A 22,247-nucleotide genomic window follows, 5' to 3' on the forward strand; every position below is an offset into this window, starting at 1 on the left:
GGGAACCCCTCGATGGGCAGTGGTTTCAAAGTGCTACCGCTTCACCCTGGCATATCCTGGTTTCAATAAGCAACCGCAAGTCCGGCGGTACGCTGGGCGCCGACCGGCTGAGAGGTGGCAAGACGTGCCGAAACGGACCACGCACGAGGAATCGGCCTGCCCGGTCGCCCGCCCGCTCGACGTGGTCGGCGACGGCTGGACGCTGCTGATCGTCCGTGACGCCTTCGACGGGCTGCGCCGCTTCGGGCAGTTCCAGAAGAACCTGGGGCTGGCGAAGAACATCCTCTCGGCGCGGCTCGCCAACCTGGTCGCCAACGGCGTGTTCGAACTCGCCCCGGCCGCCGACGGCAGTCCGTACCAGGAGTACGTCCTCACCGAGAAGGGGCGCGCCCTGTTCCCGGTGATCACCGCGCTGCGGCAGTGGGGCGACCAGTGGTTCTTCACCGAGGGCGAGCCCAGGGCCCGGCTGGTCGACCGCGCCTCGGGCGCACCGGTCGCCCCGGTGGAGGTGCACGCGGCGGACGGGCGGTTGCTGGGGCCCGAGGACGCGAAGGTGCTGCTGCCCTGAGACGTGCCGCCGCCACCGGCCGACGGTCGGACGGTGGCGGCGGGGGAGCCGGGCGCGGGCCCGGGTCAGGGCGTGGTGCCGGACGAACCGTTCCCGCCGGACGAGCTGTTCTCGCGGGGCGCGCCGGGCGTAACGGTCGGGCCGGTGGCGCCGGTCGCCGCCGGGCAGGGCGGCAGGGTCGACGGGGCCGCGGTGGCGCAGGTCGCGAGGGGTGCGTTCGGCGTGGTGGTCACCCCGGTCGCGGTGCCGCCGTTGGTCGTGGCTGCGGTCGTGACGGTCGTCGCCGTCGGGGGCTTAGCGGTCGGGGGCTTGGTGGTCGGCGTGCCCGGACCCCCGGCGGACGACGTGCCGGCGGAGGTGCCGGTGGACGCGGCCGAGGTCTCGGCGGTCGCCGAGTGCTCGGTCGGGTTCGCCGGGGAGGAACCGGTGGAGGCGGTGGCCGAGCCGGTCCCCGTCGAGGTCCCGGTGGACGCCGACCCGGAGGAGGAGGTCCCGGAGGACGTCGATCCGGAGGAGGTGGTCGCACCCGAGGACGTCGATCCGGAGGTGGCCGGGCCCGAACCGGTCGCCGTTCCGGTCCCGGACGAGGCGCCGGAGGAGCCGGACGTGGACGGTGCCGTGGACGTGGTGGACGTGGACGCCGTGGAGGTCGAGGCTCCCGCCGTCGGCACGGTCGGCTTCCACGGCACCGGCGGCGGCACGCCCGGGACCAGCGGACCCGTCGGCGGACCGACGTGCCGGTCCACCACGTCGACCCGCCCGGTCAGCCGGGAGAACCAGCCGCCGGTCTCGACGTTCACCAGGACGATCTCGGTCACCGCCCGCGGCGCCGGTACCACCACGATCAGCGTGGTCGGCTGGAAGCCCGCCCAGGCCTTGCCGGTGTACGTGGCGTCGCTGATCAGCACCGGCGGCTTCAACGGGTTGCCGCAGGCGCACCGCACCCGGGGCACGCCCTGGGCATCCACCAGCACGGCGGTGCCCGCCTGCAGGGCGGACTGGAACTCGACCACGGCGCCGCTCTTGTAGCTGTGATTGGTCACCCGGGTGTCCGCCCGCAGGTACGCCGAGGTCAGCGAGCGCAGGTAGCCCGGGACGGCGGACTGCTCGATGCCGGCCGCCGAGGCCCAGGCCTGCCCTGCCTCGCCGCTCTGCACCATGCCGATCAGCCGCTCGGTGTCACAGCTGGGCCGGCTCATCGTCCCGCCGTACAGCCCGGCGGAGCTGCCCTCCACGCTGTGCAGGACGGCCGGCGAGGCGCTCCTCGGCGCGCCGCCCGGCTGCGCCGTCGCCGTGCCGGTCGGGGCGGTGCCGGTGGGCGCGGGGGCGGGGGCGCTCATCCCCTGGGTTTCCACCGAAGGGGTGAACGGGTCCGGACCGGCGTCGGCCGGGGCCTGCAGGGCCACCTCGTTGGCGGTCGGGACGGCCTGGTTCTTGCCGCCCTGGTTGGTGACGACCAGCACGGTCGCCACCACGGCCGCCACCACCACGCCCGCCGCCACCGACAGGGCCTTCCCGGAGCGCCACCAGGGCGTGCCCGGGCCACGGCCGCCGTCGCCCGCACCGCCGGAGGCCGGCCCGGACGGTCCCGAGGGCGGCGGTACGGACGGCGGTCCGGATCGCCCGCCGCCCGACGGCGAACCGGCCAGCGGGCCGGACGGCGGACCGGAGGGCGGTCCGTGGGGCGGCTCGCTCGGCGGGCCGGGGGGAGGTGGTTGGGAACTCATCGAGGCTCCGTTTCGCAGGCGGCCGGGGGGAACGGCCGACACGGGAGGCTCCTGCCACTGGGTTCCATTTCTCCCCCCGTACCCCGTTCGCCGCAACAGCAGGTGGCACCGCCGTCGCCGAGCGTGCCGTGCGGTGGTCGGTCACCCTGGGAACGGACCGGCGCCGTTCGGCGACCGGGATCCGTTCCCAGGGGTCGAGCACCGGGATCCGGTCACCAGGACCCGAGCAGCGGGACCCGTGCAGAGGAACCCGTGCAGCGGGATCCGAACAGCGGGATCCGAGCAGAGGAGGCGGTATGCAGCAGCCCACCACCGCGGCGGCCGGCCCGCCCGGAGCCGTCCGCGGTTGGCTGGACGCGCTCGCCGTGGTGCTGGCCGGGCTCGTCGCGATGGCGGCGGTGGCCGCGCTCGGTCTCTGGCTGGCCGGCGCCGACGGCCTGCCGGAGGGCGGCTTCCCGCCCGTGCTTGCCGCGACGCTGGCGCTGGCCGTCGGCGGATCCGTCCAACTCGACGGCGGCGCGGGCAGTTTCGCCGCCGTGGACGCCGGGGTCAACGCGATGCCGCTGACCGTCTCCCTGGTCGGCGCGGTGGTGATGGCCGAGGTGTTCCTGCGTCAACTGCGCTTCCGCGCGGTCGCCGGGGGCGGCGAACTGCTCGGCCGGATCGCCCGGGTGGTGGTGCTCTGGCTGATCGCGCTGGTGGTGATCACCGTCACCGCCAAGCACACCTTCACAGTCGAGATCGGCGGCAGCCTGGCGCAGACCATCGGCGGTGCACTCGGGCTCACCCCGGACATCGGCTTCCACGCGGAGGGCGCCACCACGATCGGCATCGGGCTGGCCTGGCTGCTGCTGGTGTTCGCGGCGGTCTTCGCGGTGTCCCGGCGGGCGCCGCTGCCGCGCGGGCTGCTGCGCTACCAACTCGCCGTCCGCCCGGCCGCGTTCGCGCTCTGGACGGTGCTGCTGGCGTACCTGGCGATCGGCGCCGTGGCCGGTGTCGTCACGGCGATCGTGCACGGCAACGCCCGGCAGATCCTGGCCGTGCTGCTGCTCGCGCTGCCCGACCTGGTCTGGCTGGCCTTCGGCATCGGCCTCGGCGCCACCTGGTACGGCCACCTGGTCGGCGCGCTCGGACTGCCCGTCCCCAAGCCGCTCAGCGCGGTGCTGCGCGCCCCCGGCGGGAAGCAGGCCACCATCGACCTCGGCACCCTGGCCGACCACGACGCGCGCAGCTGGTGGCTGCTGCCGCTGGCCGCCGTCCTGCTGATCACCGCCGCCTTCCTCGCCGCCCGCCGCTCCCCGCGCACCGTCCGGCTCTGGCAGCACGCCGTCCGCTTCGCGCTGGCCACCGCCGTCACCGTGCTGCTGATCGGCCTGTGGACCCGGATGGACGCCGCCTACGGGCTGTCCGTGCTGGGCGTCGGCCTGGGCCAGGGCGGGCTGGGGGACCTCCTCGGCGCGGTGCTCGGCGGCGACAACCCGGTGGCGGCACTGGGCAGCGGCAGCCTGACGCTGCGCCCGGCGCTGTGGACGGCGGTGCCGCTGGGAGCGGGCTGGGGGCTGGTGACCGGGGCGGTCGGGGCGCTGCTGGCGGCCCGGGTGCGGCACCGCGGCGAGGTGACGGAGGAGACCGGCGACTGACGGGGGCGGGTCGCCGGTCGCCGTGCCGCCGGTCGCCGTGCCGTGGTGACGTGACCCGCCTCAGAGCAGTCCGGCGATCAGGACGACCGCCGCCGGGACGGCCTGGGCGAGGGCACCGCGCCACACCCTGGGCTCCGAGACGAACAGGGTGATCCCGCCGGCCACCATGAAGGCGGCGATGTAGAGGATCACCGGCCGTCCCGACCCGGAGTGCCCGGTGTGCAGCAGGACCAGGCCCGCGACCAGGCCGAGCGCCAGGAACAGGTTGTAGAAGCCGACGTTGAACCGCCACAGCCGGACCTCCGGGGCGTCCGCCGTGCTGCCGGTGAGCAGGTAGCGCACCCGCGGGTGCCCGTACAGGTAGCTCTCCAGCGGCCACGCCACCAGGTGGATCGCGGCGGCGAGCATGGCGGAGAGCTGGCTCACGGCGTTCATGGTCGGTGGCTCCCTCGGGCTTGTCGGACACGCCCTAACGTTCCCGGGACGGCGGGTGGAGGACCGGGGCGGCCCAGGCGGGCGGCTCCGGCGGCGGCGCCGGGGCGGGGGCGCGGGCGACGGCCGGGACGACCCGGGTGGGCGGCCCGCCGTCGGCCCACCGGGCCGGGTCCCCGGCCGCCCGCAGCTCGGCGACGAACCGGAGGCAGTCCGCGTACCGCTCCTCGGGTGCCTTGGCGAGCGCCCGGCCGACCACCGCCTGGACCGCCCCGGGCAGGTCCGGCCGGTGCGGGCGCAGCTCGGGCGGCGGGTCGTTGAGGTGGGCCCAGAGCAGCGCGAGGTCGCTCTCCCGGCGGAACGGCGGGGTGCCGGCGAGCATCTCGAAGACCACGCAGCCGAGGCTGTACTGGTCGCAGCGGCCGTCCAGCGGCCGGCCGGAGATCTGCTCGGGCGCGGCGTAGTCGAGCGTGCCGACGATCTGGCCGACGCTGGTCAGTCCGCTGAGCGACAGGGACTTCTTGGTGAGCCCGAAGTCCGCCAGGTACAGGTGCTCGGGGTGTTCGCGGTCGGTGCCGGGGGCCACCAGGACGTTGCCCGGTTTGACGTCCCGGTGTACCAGCCCGAGATCGTGGGCGGCGTCCAGCGCGGAGGCGATCTGCCGGGCCAGCCGGGCGGTGCGCTCGATCGGCAGCGGGGCGTCCCGGCTGATCAGGGCGCGCAGGTCGCCGCCCTCGACGTAGCGCATCGCCAGGTAGAGGATGCCGTCGTGCTCCCCGGCCTCGAAGACCGGGACGATGTGCGGGTGGTCGATCCCGGCGGCGGCCTCGGACTCGTGCATGAACCGCTGCCGGAACACCTCGTTGCGGGCCAGCTCGGGCGCCAGCAGCTTGACCGCGACCGTCCGGCCGAGCCGCAGGTCCTTGGCCCGGTAGACCACGGCCATGCCGCCGCGCCCGATCTCCCGTTCCAGCCGGTAGCCGGCCACCCGTTGCCCGACCAGGCCCGCGGGCAGGCTCGGTGGCGAGGACGGCTCGGCGGGGATCACGACTCGCCGGTCCGGGTGGGGGCGTACGGGCCGTCCTCCGGCGTCGCCGCTGCCGACGTCGCCGCTGCCGAGGTCTGCGCCGCCGAGGTCGCTGCCGCCGCTCCCGCTGCCGTCCCCGGGGCCGTCGACTCCCGGGCCCGGGGCCGGTCGGTGGCCGCGTAGGTCTGGAGCTGCAGCCCGTCGCAGTAGCACCAGCGGTCGTGCACCGGGTCGAACACCCAGAGCGACTCGCCGTCCGCCACCAGGCCGATCCGCAGTCCGCGGGTGCGTTCCCGGAAGGCCTCCAGGTCCAGGGTGCCCGCGGCGAGGTCCTCCAGCAGGGCGCGGTGGCGGGCGAGCACGGCCTCGGCCTCGGCGAGCGCAGGGCGCGGGTCGGCGGTGCGGGCCGGGGGAGCGCCCGCGGCGGGTGGCGGCTGGGGGAGGGCGACCAGCAGCCGGCCGTCGACCCAGGCCGTCCAGCCGTTGGAGCACAGCACCTGCGCCCAGTCGCCCTGGTCGGCGATCAGCCGGACCGGCAGCAGCGGGTCGAGCCGGGTGGACGGCTGCGCCGGGTCCGGGGCCGCCCAACTCGCCAGTCCGCCCGGCGGGGCGACATGGGTGGGGCGGAACGCGAACTCGTCCATGGGCGGCCACACTTCCTCCGCCGCGCGAGCCGGAGCCGGGGGCCGTCGCACCGCAGCGGGAGATGCGGGGAGCGGGAGGGCAGGGGCTGCGTGCGGCACTGACACCGCAGTTCGCTTCCCACTCTACCGGCGGCCACCGGGGCGGCTACCCGCGCATGATCGGCTACCCGATCACGGTCACCCGCGCATGATCGGCCACCCGCGCATGATCGGCTACTTGCGCATGATCGTCGGCTCGCGCCGCCGCAGCAGGGCGAGCACCGCCATGCCGTAGACCGTCGAGAGGCCGACCAGGGCGGCCAGGTCCAGCAGCCAACCGGTGCGCTCGTGGCGGTACATCGGGTCGTCGGTGAGCGGGCTGGGCAGGACGAGCCGACCCAGGTCCACGGTGCGGGCCATCGCGGCCAGGCCCCATCGGGACGGGACCAGCCAGGCGAACTGCTCCAGTCCGGGCACGCCGTTCAGCTTGAGCATCAGGCCGCTGAAGACGACCTGGACGATCGCGAGGAGCACCAGCAACGGCATCGTGGTCTCCTCCCTGCCGACGAACGCGGAGACCACCAGGCCGAGCACCATCGACGTGAAGGCGAGCAGCGCGATCGCGATGATCAGCTCGGGCAGCTGGGGCAGCAGCACGCCACTGGTCACCGGCGGCGGGGCGTTCGGCCGAGGCTGTGCGGTGAGCCCGACCCCGGCCAGGCCGACCACGGTCAGCAGCGCGGACTGGGTCGCCGTGACGATGCCGAGCACCACCACCTTGGAGGCCAGGTAGGCCGATCTGGACAGCCCGACCACGCGTTCCCGCCGGTAGATCGCGCGTTCCTTGACCACCTCGCGCACCGCGTTGGCCGAGCCGATCAGCACCCCGCCGAGGCAGAGCGTCAGCAGGCAGTTGATGGCGTTGTCGTCGGTGAGGCGTGAGCCGGCCATCGCCCGGCACATCAGGCCGATGATGAACGGCAGCGCGATCATCACGGTGAGGAACAGCCGGTCGGCGGCGAGCACCGCGGCGTACCGGCGCACCAGGGTGCCCAGCTGGGAGAACCAGCTCTGCGGCTTCTCCCGGCCGATCACCGGGGCGGAGGCCACCGGTGGGTGCGCCGGGTGCGCGGCTTCGGCCGTCACGTACTGCCGGTACTGCGGCGAGGCGCGGAACCGCTGTTGGGACACTCCCTCGGCGTCGCTCTCGAAGGTCTCGAAGGCCTCCGGCCACTCCTGCTCGCCGAAGTACGCCAGCGCCTCGGTCGGCGGACCGTAGTAGGCCGTCCGGCCGCCGGGGGCGAGTACCAGCAGACGGTCGCACACGTTGAGGCTCAGAACGCTGTGCGTGACCACGACCACCGTGCGGCCGTCGTCGGCCAGTCCGCGCAGCATCCGCATCACCGAGCGCTCCATGCCCGGGTCCAGGCCGGAGGTCGGCTCGTCGAGGAAGAGCAGGGAGGGCTTGGTGAGCAGCTCCAGCGCGATGCTGACCCGCTTGCGCTGGCCGCCGGAGAGGCTGGCGATCACCTGGTCGCCCCGCTCCTCCAGCCCCAGTTCACGGATCACCTCGGAGACCCGGGCCTCGCGCTCGGCGGCCGCGGTGTCGCCGGGGAAGCGCAGCTCGGCGGCGTAGGACAGGGCGCGGTGGACGGTCAGCTGGGTGTGCAGGATGTCGTCCTGGGGGACGAGGCCGATCCGGCGGCGCAGCTCGGCGTAGTCGTGGTAGAGGTCGCGGCCGTCGTACAGCACGGTTCCCTCGTCGGCGGGGCGCAGCCCGGTGAGAGCGTTGAGCAGGGTGGACTTGCCGGCGCCGCTCGGGCCGGCCACCGCGAGCAGGGTCCGCTCGGTGAGCGGGAAGCCGACGTCGTCCAGCAGCACCCGCTGGTCCGGGCCGACCCGGACGACCAGGTGCTGGACGTCCAGGGAGATCTCCCCGGTGTCGTCGTACTCGACCAGCCGGCCGTCGACCAGGCAGAACTCGGCGTGGCCGATGCCGACGATGTCGGCCGGGCCGATCGGGGCCCGCCGTACCGGGTGGCCGTTGAGGTAGGTGCCGTTGTGGCTCTCCAGGTCGACGATCTCGTGGCGGCCGTCGGGCAGTTCGCGCAGTTCGGCGTGGTGCCGGGAGACCAGCAGGTCGTCCAGGACCAGGTCGTTGTCGGGCGAGCGGCCGATCCGCACGGTCGGGCCGGGCAGGTCCAGGACGGCGCTCGGGCTGCGGAAGACGTTGGAGCTCTCCGGGACGAGCAGGGTCGGCTGCTCGTCGGCCGTCTGGTCGGTGCCGGGGACGGGCAGGCCGGCGAAGGTCGCGGACGGGCCGGTGGTCGGATCGCCGAAGCGCAGCCGGGTGCCGGGGCCGACGTCCTCGCGGTCGACGCGGCGGCCCTGGTCGTAGGTGCCGTTGGTGCTGCCGACGTCCTCCAGCAGCCAGTGGCCCGCGGTGGCGCGCAGCACCGCGTGGTGCCAGGAGACCCGGGGGTCGTCCAGCACGATCTCACTGGTCGGGTCGCGGCCCAGGTGGTAGGCGTGGGTCGGGTCGATCAGCTGCGAGTCGCGGTCGGTGACCAGGACGAGGGGCGGCGCGGTGGGTGCGCCGGGGCGCTGTCCCATGCTGGGAATTCTATCGTCGGCCTCCCCGGGCCGCGTGCTCGGACCGCCCTCCCGGCCCCCGCCGACACGCGTCCGGACCGCGGCGGGGCGTCCCGTCCGGACCGGGCCCGGACCTCGCCCGGACACCGCCTGGGCATGGCCCGGACATCCCTTCCGGATCCTGACATTGGACTGGACCACTGCCTCGGCCCGGCACTAGGCTCCGGCGTGCCCGCAGGCCGTACTCCGGATGGGAACCCATGACGATCTGGCCGCAGTTGCGCCGCTCCCGGACCGTGCGAGCCGGCCGGACCACCGACCGGGTGCTGCGGCTCGGCCTGATGGACACCATGCTCGCCGACCTCTCCGTCTCGGTCGTGCTGTGCTTCGAGCAGCCGCTGGACGAGGACCGGCTCGCCGCCGGGCTGGCCCTCGCCCTGGGCCGGGTGCCGGTGTTCGCCGGACGGCTGCGCACCGTGCGGCAGGCCGACGGGGAGCGGCTGGAGGCGCTCTGCGACGACTCCGGCGTCCCGCTGGAGGTCTACACCGTCGACGGCACCCTGGCCGAGGCGATGGGCCGGGTGACCGCGGCCGGCACCGACCTGGTCGACCCGGTGACGGCCCCGGCCGCCCGCACCGGCGGCGCCCCGCTGCTCACCGTACGGCTGACCCGCACCGCCGACGGCGGGACGGTGCTCGGCTGCTCCTGGCACCATGCGATCGGCGATCTGAACAGCTTCATGCTGCTGCTGCGGATCTGGTCGGCGGCGGTCGAGGGCGAGCCGCTCCCGGCGGCCGAACTCGTCGACGACCAGGACGCGTTGCTGGCCGCGGTGCTGCCCGCGGAGGACTGCGGACGGCCCGGCTTCCGGGTGCCGTCGGCGGGGGAGGCGGAGCTGTTGGCCCGCGAGCTGGCGCTCGGGCCGCGGGCCAACCGGACCGTCCAGATCGCCTTCACCGACGCCGAAATCGCCCGGATGCGCGAGGAGTTCGGTGCCGCGGCCGGGCGCAGGCTGTCCTCCGGCGACGTGCTCTGCGCCCATCTGGTCAGCACCCTGCGGGACTTGGACGAGGACCCGGCCGAGCGGATGCTCACCGTCCCGGTCAACGTCCGCCGCTGGCTGGGGCTTTCGCCCGAACTGCTGGGCAACCTGCTGAGTGAGGTGCACCTGCCGCACCGGCCGAAGGACGGACCGGCCGCGCTGGCCGGCCGACTGCGGGCGGCGGTCGAGGAGTTCCCGAGCACCCACCTCAACCTGCGGGCCAACCTGGGCTTCCTGGCGGCGCTCGGCCGCGGCCGGCTGGGCGAGTGCGTGCCGCTGGGCTTCGATCCGCAGGCCCGTCGGTTCAGCTTCTCCAACTGGAGCGGCTTCGGGGCCTATCGGGTGAGCTTCCAGGGCCAGCGGCCGGTGTTCTTCAGCCCGGCCGCCAACTACCCGATCCCCTGGGTCTGCTGGACGGTCGAGGGGTACCGCGGCGAGGGCTTCCTGAGCACCGTGGTGCTGCCGGCCCGGCTCGCCGCCCGGGTGCGCGGGGCGGAGGGCCGGGCGGCGCTGCACCGGTTCCGGACGGCGGCCGACGCGCCGCCCGGGTCGGCGGTGGTGCTGCCGAAGGTGGTGTGAACCGGGCGTCAGCCTCGGACGGTGGGAACCCGGGGGTCAGCCGAAGGAGCGCTCGATCGCGGTCCACAGCTGGACCCGGGCCAGCAGCGCGGTGCGGACGGTCTCGGCGCAGGAGTCCCACTTGGCCTGGTCGTCGCCGCACAGGTCGATCAGCATCTGCATCGCCATCGGGGTGTGCTGCTCGCCGTCCACCTCGATGTGGCGGGACAGGTAGTCCTTGAAGACGGTGAGCACGCCGTCGGGGTCGTCGATGCCGACGACCTGGGTGAACATGTCCGGGATCAGGTCCTCGCGGCCGAAGGCGAAGGCGGCGGCCCGGCAGTGCACCGGCGCGTTCTCGATGATCGACCAGGTGGTGCCGGTGAAGTCGACGGCGGCCTGCGGCACCCCGGCCGCCTTGAGCGCCTCCGGCACCGGGGTGCGGGCGCCCAGCAGGTCCAGGAAGTCCTGCACCGGGCGCGGGTCGGCGCCGGCCTGGCGCATGCCCTCGACGTACAGCTCGAAGTGGCTGGTGTAGCCCTCGCCCAGCTCGTCGCTCTCCTCGACCAGCACGATGTCGTTGATCAGCCGACGGCTGGCGGTCGGCCCGTTCGGCACCCACGGGACGTCCACGCAGGTCAGGTCGCGCTGCAGGCTCTTCAGCAGGGACATGAAGTCCCAGACGGCGAAGACGTGGCTGCCCAGGAAGGTGCGGACCCGCTCGATGCTGTCGAGCCCGCGGTAGACGGTGTGGCCGACCACCTCGCGGCGCAGCGGGTCGATGGCCCGCTGGAGGCTGGTGAGGCCGGGGTGGGAACGGTCCCAGTGGTAACGGTTACCGGACATCGGTCTCCTCGGGGGTGTGGGTCAGGAGTGCTTCATGACGGCGTGCAGCGCCTGGCGGAGCTGCTCACGGCCGGGCTGGACGGCACGGTCGAGGGCGGGGGCGAAGGGCAGTACGGCGCCGTCCGGGCGGGTGATCCGGCGCGGCGGGGCGATCAGGCGCAGCTCCTCGGCGGCGGTGGCCAGCACCTCCGCGCCGAAGCCGCAGCTGCGGTTGGAGTCGTCGACGACGACCAACCGGCCGGTGCGGTCCAGTGATTCGGCGAGCGCCGGCCAGTCGAAGGGGTGGACGCTGCGCGGGTCGAGGACCTCGACCGAGATCTCCGGCGCGAGTTCCTCGGCGACCGCCAGCGCGTCGTGCACCAGGTGCCCGAGGGCGACCACGGTGACGTCGGTGCCGGGGCGGTGGATCCGGGCCCGCCCGAGCGGGACGGGCGCGAGCTCCCAGGTGACCGTCTCGCGCACCGGCAGGGCGGCGGCCGGGGCGAACACCACCACCGGGTCCGGGTCGCGGATCGCCGAGCGCAGCAGCCCGTAGGCGTCGGTCGGGGTGGCGGGGACCACGGTCTTCACCCCGGCGTGTGCGAACAGGCTGTACGGGTGGTCGGAGTGCTGCCCGGCCCAGCCGTCCCGGGAACCCGAGCCGGGCACCAGGCAGGTCAGCGGGACGCCCGCCTGGCCGCCGGTCATCAGCGAGAACTTGTGGGCCTGGTTGACGAGTTGCTCGAAGACCAGGAAGAGCAGCGAGGGGATCTGGAACTCCAGCACCGGCCGCCGCCCGGTCAGCGCGGCGCCCATCGCCATCGCGGTGAAGGCCTGCTCGGACAGCGGGGTGTCCACGATCCGCTCGGGTCCGAAGCGGTCCAGCAGGCCGAGCGTCGGGCCGGCCATGCCGGCGCCGATGTCCTCGCCGAACACGCAGACCGTGGGGTCCGCGGCGAGCTCGTCGGCCAGCGCCCGGTTGAGTGCCTTGGTGTACGAGAGCCTGGTCACGGCGTCACCCCCGCCCGGGGGCGCAGTCCGTCGGCGTACAGGTGGTCCAGTGCGCCCGCCGGGTCCGGGTGGGCCGAGGCGAGTGCGAACTCCTCGGCGGCGGCGAGCTGTTCGGCCACCGAGCGGTCCAGGCCGGCGACCGTCGCCGGGTCCAGCAGGGCGGCGGCCCGGGGCAGCGGGTCGCGCTCGCGCCAGGCGGTGACCTCCTCGGGGGTACGGTAGCTCAGTTTCATCCGGCGTTCCATGGTGTGGTGGCCCTCGTAGCGGTAGGTGCGGCACTCCAGGAAGCCCGGGCCGCCGCCCGAGCGGGCCCACTCGACCGCGCGCACGGCGGCGGCGCGCACCGCCTCGGTGTCCATGCCGTCGACCTGCTCGGCGGGGATGCCGAAGGCGGCGGCCCGGCCGTTGGCGCTGCCGGCGACGGCGGTGGCGGCGGGCAGGGTGGTGGCGTAGCCGTTGTTCTCGCAGACGAAGACCACCGGCAGCCGCCACATCGCCGCGAGGTTGAGCGACTCCAGCAGCACGCCCTGGTTGAGCGCGCCGTCGCCGAAGAAGGCCACCGCCACTCCGCCGTCCGCCGCGACTTCGCCGTCCACCGCCGGTCCGCTTTCCGCAGCCGTCCCGCCGTCGGTCGCTGCCCGGTGCTTGAGCGCCCAGGCGGCGCCGACCGCGATCGGGGCGCCGGCGCCGACGATGCCGTTGGCGCCGAGGATGCCCAGCGAGAGGTCGGCGGCGTGCATCGAGCCGCCCCGGCCGCCGTTCAACCCGTCGACGCGGCCCGCGAGTTCGGCGAGCAGTCGGTGCGGGGCGGCGCCCCGGGCGAGCACGTGGCCGTGGCCGCGGTGGGTGCTGGTCAGCCGGTCGGCCGGGCCGAGCGCCGAGCAGACGCCGACTGCGACGGCTTCCTGGCCGATGTAGGGGTGGATGCCGCCGGGGATCGCGCCGGCCTTCACCAGGGCGAGCGCCAGTTCCTCGAAGCCGCGGATCAGCCGCAGCATCCGGTAGCGCTCGGCGGGCGAGGCCAGCGGCGCGACGGCGGGGACGGCCGGGGGTGCGGTCACAGCGCTCCCCGCCAGATCGTCGGGCAGACGGCCGGGTCGGCGTAGTCCGGTCGGCCGTCGGCGGTGCGGCGCACCAGCACGTCGTGGTTGTACACCACCGGGCTGCCGTCCGGGCCCTCGTGCCGGCGGTACTCGTTGGCGCCGTCCTGGAGGTGCAGCGAGACCGCCCGGCGCGGATGGGACGCCAGGTTGGGGCCGCTGCCGTGGTAGGTGCGGCAGTGGTGGAAGGACATGTGGCCGCGCGGGATCAGCATCGGGACCTTGTGCACCTGCTGCCCGTTGAAGGCGGCGTTGGCGTCCAGGATGGCGTCCAGCTCGGCCTTGTCGCGGTCGGCGAAGTGCCGGGTGGAGTCCTCGCCGGAGGGCAGCTCGCGCCAGCGGTGGCTGCCGTCCACCATGGTGATGGTCCCGTTCTCCTCGCCGCAGTCGTGGAAGGGGATGAAGGCGGTGAGCATCGCCTCGGAGGTCGAGGTCTGCCAGTAGTGCTTGTCGAAGTGCCAGGGCACCCGGTTGCTGGGCTCCCCGGGCACCGGCGGCTTGTAGATCAGGGTGGACTGGAAGATCCGGATCTCCTCGGCCCCGGCCAGCAGCGCGGCCACCGCGCCGATCAGCGGCTTGCCGAGGACCGCGCCGATGGCGTCGCTCTGGTGGTGGACGTAGTCGTTGTGCCGCTGGACCGGGCCGTGCGCGGGCTGCCAGTCGGCCAACCGGGGCGGGCGGACGGACAGTTCGCGGTCGCGGTGGCCGGCGTAGTAGAGCTCGGTGGCGGCCTGGAGGGTGTCCAGCTCCTCCTCGCCGAACAGCTTGCGGGACAGGTACCAGCCGTGCTCGCGGTAGTGCGCCACCTCCTCCGGGGTGGGCAGCAGGGCGCGTTCGGCGTCGGTGAGGCGGAACTCGGTGGCGGTGGTCATCGGTGGTGCTTCCCTTCGGGGGCGGTCAGCCGGCGGTGGCGGAGGTCTGGCGTTCGACCGCCTCGTACAGCGCCTTGATGTTCGCGGTGCCGAACGTGCCGGCGCCCTGGCGCTCGATCAGCTCCAGGAAGGAGGTGCGGCGGGGGTGGGTGGAGCGGGCGAAGATCTGGAACAGCTGGCCGCCGTGGTCCTGGTCGACCAGGACGTGCAGGTCGCGCAGGGTCTCCACCGGGATGGCCGTCCGGCCCAGCCGCTCGGTGAGGGCGTCGAAGTAGGCGCCGGGGGTGGTCAGGAACTCCACGCCGCGCGCGCGGACGGTCCGGACGGCGGTGGCGATGTCATGGGTGCTGAAGGCCAGGTGCTGCACCCCGGCGCCGCCGTGGGCGGCCAGGAACTCGTCGATCTGGCCGGGGCGGCGGGCGGTGTCCGGTTCGATCAGGGTGAAGGTGACCAGACCGGAGGCGCTCTGCACCACGGTGGAGTCCATGGCCTGCTCGCCGACCTCCAGGGACTCCTCGAAGATCGCGTGGAGGCCGAGGGCGGCCTCGCAGAACCGTACGGCGGCGGCGAGTTCGCCGCCGGGCAGGCAGATCGCGACGTGGTCGAGGGCCTCCAACAGGCCCGGCCCGGTGGGCTCGGCGGATTCGGTGGGTCCGGTGGGCTCGGCCGGTTCCAGTGGGGTGAACCGCAGGGCGGTGTCGCCGAAGCCCGCGACCAGCCGGGCGGCCCGGTCCAGCACCCGGGCGCCGTGCCGCTCGGCCCGCTCCAGCGCGGCCTGCGGGTCGGCGCAGCCGAGGGCGAGGACGGCGATGCCGTCCCCGTGCCGGGCGACGTAGGCGGCCACCGGGTGGCCGGGGTCGGCGGCGGAGGTCAGCCGCAGCCGGATCGAGCCCTGGTGCAGGTCGATGGAGCGGGTGCCGTCCGCGGCGGCGGTCGGCGGCCCGGCGGTGAAGTCGTAGTCGGCGCACAGCCCGGCTGCGGTCTTGTCGGCGTCCGCGCAGTGGAACTCGACGCGGGCGATGGTCTGGATGGACAACGGGTTCTCCCCCCGGAGGGATGGTCGTTCGGGGATCGGCGCGTCACCGGGCGGCGCTGCCCGGTGGCGGGGTCCGCCGATCGCGGTGGCCCGGACGCGTCCTAGCCGGCCGTCCGGACGGAGTGGTCCGCCGCCTGGACGGAGTGGTCCGCCGCCTGGACGGAGTGGTCCGTCGTGCGGACGGAGGTCGGACCGAGGATCAGGCTCAGGTTGTGGCCGCCGAAGGCGAAGGCGTTGCTCAGCGCGGCGCGCACCGGGGCGGACCGGGCGGCGCCCCGGACGTGGTCCAGGTCGCAGGCCGGATCGGGGTCGGTCAGGTTGAGCGTCGGCGGCAGCGTCCCCCGCGCCACCGCCAGCGCCGTCACCGCGGCCTCCAACGCGCCTGCGGCGCCCAGCAGATGGCCGGTGGCGCCCTTGGTGGAGCTGACCGCCGGCGGGTGCGCGCCGAACACGGCGTGCAGGGCGGCGGTCTCGGCCACGTCGCCGAGCTTGGTGCCGGTGCCGTGGGCGTTCACGTAGTCGATGTCGCCCGGTGCCAGGCCCGCGTTGGCGAGCGCCATCCGCATCGCGTCGGCGGCGCCGGTGCCGTCCGGGCGGGGCATGGTCGGGTGGTGGGCGTCGGTGGAGGCGCCCCAGCCGAGCACGTCCGCGTACCCGGTGGCGCCGCGTGCGGCGGCGTGTCCGGCCCGTTCCAGGACGAGCACGGCGCTGCCCTCGCCCAGCACGAAGCCGTTGCGGCGGGCGTCGAAGGGTCGGCTGGACTGCTCCGGGTCGTCCCAACCCTGGGCCAGGGCACGGGCGTTGGTGAAGGCGGCGGCGATGGTCGGGTGCAGTGAGGACTCGGTGCCGCCGCACACCACCACGTCCGCGTCGCCCGCGCGGATCAGCCGCAGCCCCTCCGCGATCGCCTGGGCGCCGGCCGCGCAGGCCGTCACCACGGCCGAACTGTAGCCGCGGATCCCGTACTTGATGGCGATCCGGGCGGCGGCCATGTTGGAGAGCATGCCCGGCAGCAGGTACGGGCTGACGCCGGGGCGGCCACGTTCCAGCCGCCGGTGCGACTGCTGCTCGAAGGTCTCCAGGCCGCCGCCCCCGGTGGCCAGCACCACGGCGGTGCGGTGCGGGTCGGCGTCCCGGCCGACGGTCAACGCGGCGTCGGCGAGGGCGTCGTCGGCGGCGGCCAGCGCGAGCAGCACGAAGCGGTCCACGCAGCGGGTCTCGGTCGGCGGCAGCACCTCGCGGCCGTCCACCGCGGGGGCGATCCCGGCGGCGGGCAGCCAGCCGTGCGCGGGGTGCCCCTCGGGCACGGCGCGCAGGCCGGAGCGGCCGGCGGCCAGTGCCTCGAAGACCTCGGCGGTCTTGCGGCCGAGCGGCGAGACCAGGCCGATGCCGGTGATGACGGCGGCCTCGCGGGCCGCTGGGCCGGCGGCGTGGCGGTCGGGGCGGGCGGTCATCGGGTGCTCACCGCCGCCAGGTGGCGTTGCCGCAGCAGCACCTTGCGGACCTTGCCGGTCGGACCGAGCGGGATGTCGTCCCCGGTGACCACCAGGACCCGCCGGACGGTGGCGGCGGTGGCCTCGTCCAGGGCGGCGACCACGGCCTTCGCGCGCTCGGCGTCCGGACCGTCGCCCCGCTCGGCCGCCTCGGCGCCCTCGGTGAGGAGCAGCAGCACGTCGGTGACCACCTGCTCGCCGTCCCGGACCGCGACCACCGTGCAGTCCAGCACGTCGGATCGGGCGGCCAGCACCCGTTCCTCCGACATCGCGGTGAACAGCCGCTTGCCCTCGGCGAGTTCGACCGAGTCCACGGCCCGGTCGACGTGATAGTAATAGCCCTCCTCGTCCCGGTACATCAGGTCCCCGGTGAGGAAGCGGCCGCGCAGCCGGGTGCGGAAGGTGGTGGCCGAGTCGTTCCAGTAGCCGAGGGCCAGGGTCGGTGAGGCGGTGGCGAGTTCGCCGACCTCGCCGGGGCCGAGCGGCTCGCCGTCCGGGCCGACCACCTCGCAGTCCACGAAGGCGTGCGGGCGGCCGACGCAGCGCCCGTAGCGTTCGGTGCCGGGTCCGTGGGTGATGAAGAAGTGCGAGTGGCCCATCTCGGTGGAGCCGAGGCCGTCCACGAACAGCGAGCCGGGCACCCGGGTGCGGCCGGCCCGGGTGACGGTCTCCCGGCTGCCGGTGGCGATCAGTCGGCGGATGTGCACCTCGTGGGCGCAGTCGCCGGTGTTCCACCAGAGCGCGACGGAGGCGAGGTCCCGGGCGGCGAGGTCGTGGTGGGCGAGGTCGGCCCAGGTGGCGGCGAAGCCGATCACCCCGGTGGGGTGCCACTGCTCGACCGCGTCCAGCACGCCGGCGCCGGACTGGCCGGAGAGCAGGGCGAGTTCGGTGTGCGAGCTGAGCGCGAGGTTCAGCGCGATCAGGGTCGCGGCGTGCGGGGCGGGCAGCGCGCTGAGCATCCGCTCCTGGCCCTGGGGGCGGGGCAGGCGCAGCCGGTGGCGGATCGCCGCGTACAGGCTCGCGTGCGAGTGGACGACGGCCTTCGGCATGCCGGTGGTGCCGGAGGAGTGGGTGATCGCCACCGGGTCGTCGGACCAGTGCCGGTAGGGCTCCGGGGCGGCCGCCGGGTCGCCCGCGCCGAGGGTGGAGATCTCGGGCAGCAGCGGCGCGCCCGGGTCGTGCTCGGCCAGTGCCGCGAGCCGCGCGGGGTCGGCGAGCACCCCGGCCGCGCCGATCCGGGCGATGTAGCGGGCGGCCCGCTCGGCGTCCAGGTTGGGGTTGAGCAGGGCGGGGACGGCGCCGAGCCGGGTCAGTGCGAGGAAGGCGAGCACGTGCTCGGCGGCGTCGCCCGCGTGGACCACGACCGGGTCGCGCCGGGTGATGCCGAGGCCGTGCAGGGCGGCGGCGCGGGCCCGGACGGCGCGGTCGAGCTGGCGCAGGGTGAGCGGCTGCCAGGCGGGGTGGTGGTCCACCGGGGTGTCGAAGGTGAGCAGGGGCTTGTCCAGGCCCTGGCCGAGGGCGATCCGGGCGGTCAGCACATTGCCGGCGCCCACGTCGGGGTCGTCGGCGAGTCGGGTGCGGAGACTGCGGATGGTCACGGGGGTGGATCCCTCCCTCGGGGCCGGGGCGGCCCGGGCGGCTGTACGGGGCGGCAGACCTGCGGTCGGCGTGCGGACTGCGGCGGGGGTGACGGTGACGGTGAGGGGAGGGCCGGGCGCTGGTGTGCCGGGGTGCGGCTGCGTCAGGTGGCGGACCTCGCGGACGGCAACGGACAGGGGTACCGGGCCGGTTCAGTCGGCCGGGTGGGTGAGCAGCACCGCCACCGCGTGGTCGCCGTCGGCGGTCTGCTCGGCGGCGATGACCAGGACGCGGTCGGCGTCGCCGTCGGCGAGCAGCAGCGCGGCCAGCTCGTACGCGTCCTCGGGGACCGTGCCGGGTACGGCCTCGGTCGGGCTGATCGCCACGACGGGGCCGGTCAGGCCCCAGCGGGCGGCGATGTGCCCGAGGACGGCGTTGGGGTTGGACTGGAAGAACAGCAGCGGGGCCGGGCGCCGGCCGGGGTCGGCGCTGCGGTCGATGGCCCGGGCGGTGGCGCGGTCGCCGCTCGCGCTGGCGAGCAGCAGGGCGGTCCGTCCGGGGGCGGGTGGCGGGCCGTGGTGGGCGTGCAGGCAGTGGTCGGCGGTGTCGGCGATCAGTGGGCCCAGGCCGTCGGGGGCGAAGCCGGGCAGCGGGGGCGGGGGGCCGGGGAGGTCCGGGCCGGGGCGGCGGGCCTCGGCGAGGACGCGCAGGGCGGTGGTGGCAGGGGTGGTCATGGTGTGGGTGTCCGGGTCAGGCGGCGGCCAGGAGCAGGGCGGTGTTGGCGCCGCCGAAGGCGGAGTTGAGGCTGAGCGCGTGGCGTGGGCGGGCGGTGTGCGGGCCGTCCAGCACGAGGTCCAGCTCGACGGCCGGGTCGGGGCCGAGCCAGCCGGCGTTGACCGGGAGCAGTCCGGTGTCCAACGCGCCGATGGTGACGGCGAGTTCGAGCAGGGCGGAGGCCTCCAGGGCGTGGCCGTGCACGGACTTGCTGGAGCTGACCGGGAGTCGGGCGGCGTGCGGGCCGAACACCCGGTGCAGGGCGGTGGCTTCGGCGTGGTCGGCCAGGGTGGAGCCGGTGCCGTTGGCGTTGACGTAGTCGACCTCGGCGGGGGCGAGGCCCGCGCGGTCGAGTGCGGCCTCGATCGCCCGGGTCACCCCGGTGCCCTCCGGCTCCGGACGGCACACGTGGTGGGCGTCCCCGGTCCGGCCCCAGCCGGCCAGCCGGGCGAGCGCGGGCGCGGCGCGGCCGGCGGCGGCCGGGGCCGACTCGACCAGGACGGCGACGGCCGCGTCGCCGAGCAGGGTGCCGGTGCGGCCGGCGCTGAACGGGCGCAGTTCGCCGTCCCGGGCCAGGGCGCGTCCGGCGTCGAAGACGGCGAACACCCCGGGTTCGACCAGGTGGCCGGCCGCGACCAGGACCCGCTCGTGGCGGCCGGCGGCGACCAGGGCGGCCGCGTCGGCGACGGCGGTCGCGGCCGCCACGCAGGCCCCGGTGTACACCCGGGTGACGCCCGGCGCACCCCGGTCCGCGCGGACCCCGGCGGCCACCGCGGCGGCGGTGGCCCGGGTGCGCTCGTCGCTGTGCAGGGCGAGCAGGACGGGCATCGCGGCGCCCTCGGCGGCGGTCAGCCCGGCCTGGCGGCAGGCCTGGCCGATCGCGTCGAGCACGGCCCGGGCGAGCGGGAAGGTGCTGGCCAGCGGCACGCCCTCGGGCAGCAGGGCGGCCCGGGTGGTGCGGCGGCCGCTGACGTCGAAGCGGGTCACCTCGCCGAACGCGGCCTTGCCGTGGGCGGCGGCCTCGGTCAGTGCGGGGAGCCCGCGTCCGGCGGCGCTGAGCACGCCGACGCCGGTGACCACCGCTGCGACGGTGTGCCGTCCGGCGGGAGGTCCGGCGCCGGTCACGGCCGGGCCCCGGCGCGGTCGGCGAGTACCGCCGCGCGCAGCAGTTCGGTCGCCTCGTCGACGGTCCGTACGGCGCCGAAGCGGTCGTCGTCCAGGTCCAGCTGGAGGCCGTAGCGCTGCTCGAACTCGGCGATCAGCCAGGTGAGTTCGAGCGAGCCGAGGTCCTCGGGCACGGTGTCGGCGGCGCGCTGCCCGAACGCCGCCAGCATGGTCAGCACCGCGGCCCGGTCGGGCAGGCCGTCGGCCGGGTCCGTGCGGGTGTCCGTCGGGTGCTCGGTGGGGCGGGCCGGGTCGGTCACGCCGCGCTGCCGGCGGTCGCGGGGAGGGCGTCGATCCGCTTGACGACGTCGGCGGTGAACTCGTCCAGCGTCATCATCGCGGTGGTCTCCATCTCGTCCAGGTCGAACTTGATCCCGAACTCGTCCTCGACCTGCACCGAGAGCTCGGCCAGGGCGAGCGATTCGAGGTCCAGCCCGGCCGGGCCGAGGTCGGTGTCCCCGGTGACCTCGGAGACGTCGTACTGCATCTCGGTGAGGGCGGCCAGGACGAAGGCGCGGATGCGGTCCTGCATGGTGGTGGGCTCCTTGTCGGGGTGTCGGGCGGGTGTCGGGCGGGTGGCGCGGTCGGCCGGCGGTGCGCCCGGTCAGCGCACCGTGGTCGCGGCGGCCGCCGTGGCCGCTGCGGTGGCGCGCAGGGCGGCCGGGTCGCGCAGCAGCTTTCCGGTGGCGGTGCGGGGGAGGGCGGGCAGCACGACCAGCCGGCGCGGCCGCTTGTAGGCGGCCAGTCGGCGGGCCAACCCGGCCTGGACCAGGGCGGGTTCGGCCCCGGGCTGGACGGCCAGGTAGGCCTCGACGGCCTCGCCGTCGAAGACCACCACGGCCTCGCGGACCTCGGGCAGCGCGCCGAGGGTCTGCTCGACCTCGGTGAGGTCGACCTTCAGTCCGCCGATCGAGACCTGGGAGTCGAGCCGGCCGAGCACGGTGACCAGCCCGGTCCCCGGGTCCAGGGCGGCGGCGTCCCGGGTGTGCAGCCAGCCGTCCGCCCAGCGGCTCGGATCGTCCAGCCCCGGGTACGGCGAGGCCGCCGCGCCGAGCTGCAGCTCGCCCGCGACCAGCCGCATCCGCATGCCGTGGACGGGGCGCTTGGCCGGGTGCAGGGTGCCGTCGAGGTCGGTGGCGATGACCCCGGTCTCGGTCATGCCGTACATGGTGCCGAGCGGGACGCCGTACCGTTCGGTGAACAGTGCGGGCAGGCCCGGGCGGACGAGTTCGCCGGCCACGATCATCCGGCGCAGGTGCGGCAGCGGTGGGGGAGCGACCGTCCCCGCCAGCAGTTCGGCGTGGAAGGGCACTCCGACGAGGGTGGTCGGCAGCGTGCTCGTGCCGACCGCGGCGAGGATCCCGGCGGCGGTCATCCGTTCCGGGACGGTGAGCGCGGCCCGGGCGTGCAGGCCGTTGAGCAGCCCGCCGACCAGTCCGAGCACGTGCACCACCGAGGACAGCAGCACGACCCGCTCGCCCTCGCCGGGGAACTCCGGCAGTCTGCGGTAGCAGTCGAGTTCGCGCAGCAGGTCGCCGGCGGTGCGGGCGATGACCTTGGCCGGTCCGGTGGAGCCGGAGCTGAGCTGGATCAGCGCGTGCCCGGTGCGGGCCGGTCGGCCGTCCGTCAGCGGGACGGCCACCGGCTCGACCTCGGAGAAGCCGCGCAGCGCCGCAGCGGGCCGGTGGGCGGAGCCTACCAGCACCTGCGGAGCCAGTCGGGCCACCGCCGCGTCCACCTCGTGGTCGGTCAACCGGTGGTCGAGCAGGGCGACTTGGGCGCCGAGCCGCCAGCAGGCCAGCAGCACGGCGACGAACGCCACCGAGGGCGGCAGTCGCAGCGCCGCGGTACCGCCCGGGCCGAGCCCGGCAGCTGCCAGCTGGACGGACTGTTCCTCGACCAGGGCGCGCAGGGCGTCCCGGTCGAGCGGTGTGCCGAAGTGCAGGCACTCCTCGCCGCCCGGACCGGCCAGCAGCGACCGGTCGACCCAGTGCTCCGGGGCGTCGGCGTGCGGCGGTGCGGAAAGCGGAAGTGAAAAGCGGGAAAAGCCGGTCAACGCGGCTCCACAACAAGTGAGGGGATTTGACATGGACGCAATGGGCGTCACTCACAGCCAATACGGTCAATTCCGTTGCCAGACCATGGCACAGACGTTTGGTCAAATCAAGGTCTATACCAATGTGG

At 75.0% G+C, this 22,247-nt stretch carries 20 protein-coding genes; 3 read left to right on the forward strand and 17 right to left on the reverse strand.

What is annotated here, in order from left to right; all coding sequences use genetic code 11:
* Positions 1-124: 124 nt before the first annotated feature.
* On the forward strand, positions 125-568 hold the full coding sequence (locus ACIP4P_RS05530) for a winged helix-turn-helix transcriptional regulator (protein WP_400915059.1): 444 nt from the start codon (positions 125-127) through the stop codon (positions 566-568).
* A 65-nt stretch (positions 569-633) separates the two neighbouring features.
* Here ACIP4P_RS05530 and ACIP4P_RS05535 read toward each other — a convergent pair whose 3' ends face one another.
* Positions 634-2,295: a DUF6777 domain-containing protein gene (locus tag ACIP4P_RS05535; RefSeq protein WP_400915061.1), complete on the reverse strand. Its 1,662-nt coding sequence runs from the start codon at positions 2,293-2,295 to the stop codon at positions 634-636.
* A 296-nt stretch (positions 2,296-2,591) separates the two neighbouring features.
* On the opposite strand from ACIP4P_RS05535, the gene ACIP4P_RS05540 reads away from it, so the two are divergent.
* Positions 2,592-3,935, forward strand: coding sequence for a streptophobe family protein (locus tag ACIP4P_RS05540; protein ID WP_400915064.1), 1,344 nt, complete (start codon positions 2,592-2,594; stop codon positions 3,933-3,935).
* A 60-nt stretch (positions 3,936-3,995) separates the two neighbouring features.
* Here the strand turns inward: ACIP4P_RS05540 and ACIP4P_RS05545 are convergent, their stop codons facing one another.
* From ACIP4P_RS05545 to ACIP4P_RS05560, 4 genes are all read right to left on the reverse strand, one after another.
* On the reverse strand, positions 3,996-4,370 hold the full coding sequence (locus tag ACIP4P_RS05545) for a DUF1304 domain-containing protein (RefSeq protein ID WP_400915067.1): 375 nt from the start codon (positions 4,368-4,370) through the stop codon (positions 3,996-3,998).
* A 34-nt stretch (positions 4,371-4,404) separates the two neighbouring features.
* Positions 4,405-5,415: a serine/threonine-protein kinase gene (locus ACIP4P_RS05550; protein WP_400915070.1), complete on the reverse strand. Its 1,011-nt coding sequence runs from the start codon at positions 5,413-5,415 to the stop codon at positions 4,405-4,407.
* Complete coding sequence (locus tag ACIP4P_RS05555; protein ID WP_400915072.1) at positions 5,412-6,038, reverse strand: hypothetical protein; 627 nt, start codon at positions 6,036-6,038, stop codon at positions 5,412-5,414. The genes ACIP4P_RS05550 and ACIP4P_RS05555 overlap by 4 nt, the downstream gene beginning before the upstream one ends.
* Positions 6,039-6,251: 213 nt before the next feature.
* Positions 6,252-8,630 carry an FHA domain-containing protein gene (locus ACIP4P_RS05560; RefSeq protein ID WP_400915074.1) on the reverse strand — a complete coding sequence of 793 codons (2,379 nt, stop codon included), beginning with the start codon at positions 8,628-8,630 and terminating at the stop codon, positions 6,252-6,254.
* Positions 8,631-8,869: 239 nt separating this feature from the next.
* Here ACIP4P_RS05560 and ACIP4P_RS05565 point away from each other — a divergent pair, with 239 nt between their 5' ends.
* Positions 8,870-10,231: an acyltransferase gene (locus ACIP4P_RS05565; protein ID WP_400915076.1), complete on the forward strand. Its 1,362-nt coding sequence runs from the start codon at positions 8,870-8,872 to the stop codon at positions 10,229-10,231.
* A 36-nt stretch (positions 10,232-10,267) separates the two neighbouring features.
* Here the strand turns inward: ACIP4P_RS05565 and ACIP4P_RS05570 are convergent, their stop codons facing one another.
* The 12 genes from ACIP4P_RS05570 to ACIP4P_RS05625 all read right to left on the reverse strand — a co-directional run bounded on the left by ACIP4P_RS05570 (position 10,268) and on the right by ACIP4P_RS05625 (position 22,119).
* Entirely contained in the window at positions 10,268-11,056 is a 789-nt protein-coding gene (locus tag ACIP4P_RS05570) for a DUF3050 domain-containing protein (protein ID WP_400915077.1), read from the reverse strand.
* Positions 11,057-11,077: 21 nt separating this feature from the next.
* The gene (locus ACIP4P_RS05575; RefSeq protein WP_400915080.1) at positions 11,078-12,046 is read right to left on the reverse strand and encodes an alpha-ketoacid dehydrogenase subunit beta; all 969 of its coding nucleotides are present in this window, start codon (positions 12,044-12,046) and stop codon (positions 11,078-11,080) included.
* Complete coding sequence (locus ACIP4P_RS05580; protein ID WP_400915083.1) at positions 12,043-13,107, reverse strand: thiamine pyrophosphate-dependent dehydrogenase E1 component subunit alpha; 1,065 nt, start codon at positions 13,105-13,107, stop codon at positions 12,043-12,045. Before ACIP4P_RS05580 ends, ACIP4P_RS05575 begins: the two co-directional genes overlap by 4 nt.
* Entirely contained in the window at positions 13,104-14,018 is a 915-nt protein-coding gene (locus ACIP4P_RS05585) for a phytanoyl-CoA dioxygenase family protein (RefSeq protein ID WP_400915084.1), read from the reverse strand. The genes ACIP4P_RS05580 and ACIP4P_RS05585 overlap by 4 nt, the downstream gene beginning before the upstream one ends.
* 25 nt (positions 14,019-14,043) lie before the next feature.
* Positions 14,044-15,054, reverse strand: a complete 1,011-nt coding sequence (hppD, locus tag ACIP4P_RS05590) for a 4-hydroxyphenylpyruvate dioxygenase (protein ID WP_400915085.1) — start codon at positions 15,052-15,054, stop codon at positions 14,044-14,046.
* 101 nt (positions 15,055-15,155) lie between these two features.
* Entirely contained in the window at positions 15,156-16,508 is a 1,353-nt protein-coding gene (locus tag ACIP4P_RS05595) for a beta-ketoacyl-[acyl-carrier-protein] synthase family protein (RefSeq protein ID WP_400915086.1), read from the reverse strand.
* Positions 16,505-18,145 carry a class I adenylate-forming enzyme family protein gene (locus tag ACIP4P_RS05600; RefSeq protein ID WP_400915088.1) on the reverse strand — a complete coding sequence of 547 codons (1,641 nt, stop codon included), beginning with the start codon at positions 18,143-18,145 and terminating at the stop codon, positions 16,505-16,507. The genes ACIP4P_RS05595 and ACIP4P_RS05600 overlap by 4 nt, the downstream gene beginning before the upstream one ends.
* Before the next feature lie 192 nt (positions 18,146-18,337).
* Complete coding sequence (locus tag ACIP4P_RS05605) at positions 18,338-18,859, reverse strand: hypothetical protein (RefSeq protein WP_400915089.1); 522 nt, start codon at positions 18,857-18,859, stop codon at positions 18,338-18,340.
* 16 nt (positions 18,860-18,875) lie between these two features.
* Entirely contained in the window at positions 18,876-19,979 is a 1,104-nt protein-coding gene (locus ACIP4P_RS05610) for a beta-ketoacyl synthase N-terminal-like domain-containing protein (RefSeq protein ID WP_400915090.1), read from the reverse strand.
* A 41-nt stretch (positions 19,980-20,020) separates the two neighbouring features.
* On the reverse strand, positions 20,021-20,323 hold the full coding sequence (locus ACIP4P_RS05615) for an acyl carrier protein (RefSeq protein WP_400915092.1): 303 nt from the start codon (positions 20,321-20,323) through the stop codon (positions 20,021-20,023).
* On the reverse strand, positions 20,320-20,595 hold the full coding sequence (locus tag ACIP4P_RS05620; RefSeq protein WP_188304079.1) for an acyl carrier protein: 276 nt from the start codon (positions 20,593-20,595) through the stop codon (positions 20,320-20,322). Before ACIP4P_RS05620 ends, ACIP4P_RS05615 begins: the two co-directional genes overlap by 4 nt.
* 72 nt (positions 20,596-20,667) lie before the next feature.
* Positions 20,668-22,119, reverse strand: coding sequence for a class I adenylate-forming enzyme family protein (locus ACIP4P_RS05625; RefSeq protein ID WP_400915095.1), 1,452 nt, complete (start codon positions 22,117-22,119; stop codon positions 20,668-20,670).
* Between the last annotated feature and the right edge of the window lie 128 nt (positions 22,120-22,247).

The organism is Kitasatospora sp. NPDC089509 (genome assembly GCF_044749365.1).
Taxonomy (GTDB): domain Bacteria; phylum Actinomycetota; class Actinomycetes; order Streptomycetales; family Streptomycetaceae; genus Kitasatospora.

Coding starts and splice junctions, on each gene's coding strand:
- ACIP4P_RS05535 (WP_400915061.1), bottom strand. CDS start 2,295: ATGAGTTCCCAACCACCTCCCCCCGGCCCGCCGAGCGAGCCGCCCCAC.
- ACIP4P_RS05540 (WP_400915064.1), top strand. CDS start 2,592: ATGCAGCAGCCCACCACCGCGGCGGCCGGCCCGCCCGGAGCCGTCCGC.
- ACIP4P_RS05545 (WP_400915067.1), bottom strand. CDS start 4,370: ATGAACGCCGTGAGCCAGCTCTCCGCCATGCTCGCCGCCGCGATCCAC.
- ACIP4P_RS05555 (WP_400915072.1), bottom strand. CDS start 6,038: ATGGACGAGTTCGCGTTCCGCCCCACCCATGTCGCCCCGCCGGGCGGA.
- ACIP4P_RS05560 (WP_400915074.1), bottom strand. CDS start 8,630: ATGGGACAGCGCCCCGGCGCACCCACCGCGCCGCCCCTCGTCCTGGTC.
- ACIP4P_RS05565 (WP_400915076.1), top strand. CDS start 8,870: ATGACGATCTGGCCGCAGTTGCGCCGCTCCCGGACCGTGCGAGCCGGC.
- ACIP4P_RS05570 (WP_400915077.1), bottom strand. CDS start 11,056: ATGTCCGGTAACCGTTACCACTGGGACCGTTCCCACCCCGGCCTCACC.
- ACIP4P_RS05585 (WP_400915084.1), bottom strand. CDS start 14,018: ATGACCACCGCCACCGAGTTCCGCCTCACCGACGCCGAACGCGCCCTG.
- ACIP4P_RS05595 (WP_400915086.1), bottom strand. CDS start 16,508: ATGACCGCCCGCCCCGACCGCCACGCCGCCGGCCCAGCGGCCCGCGAG.
- ACIP4P_RS05605 (WP_400915089.1), bottom strand. CDS start 18,859: ATGACCACCCCTGCCACCACCGCCCTGCGCGTCCTCGCCGAGGCCCGC.
- ACIP4P_RS05620 (WP_188304079.1), bottom strand. CDS start 20,595: ATGCAGGACCGCATCCGCGCCTTCGTCCTGGCCGCCCTCACCGAGATG.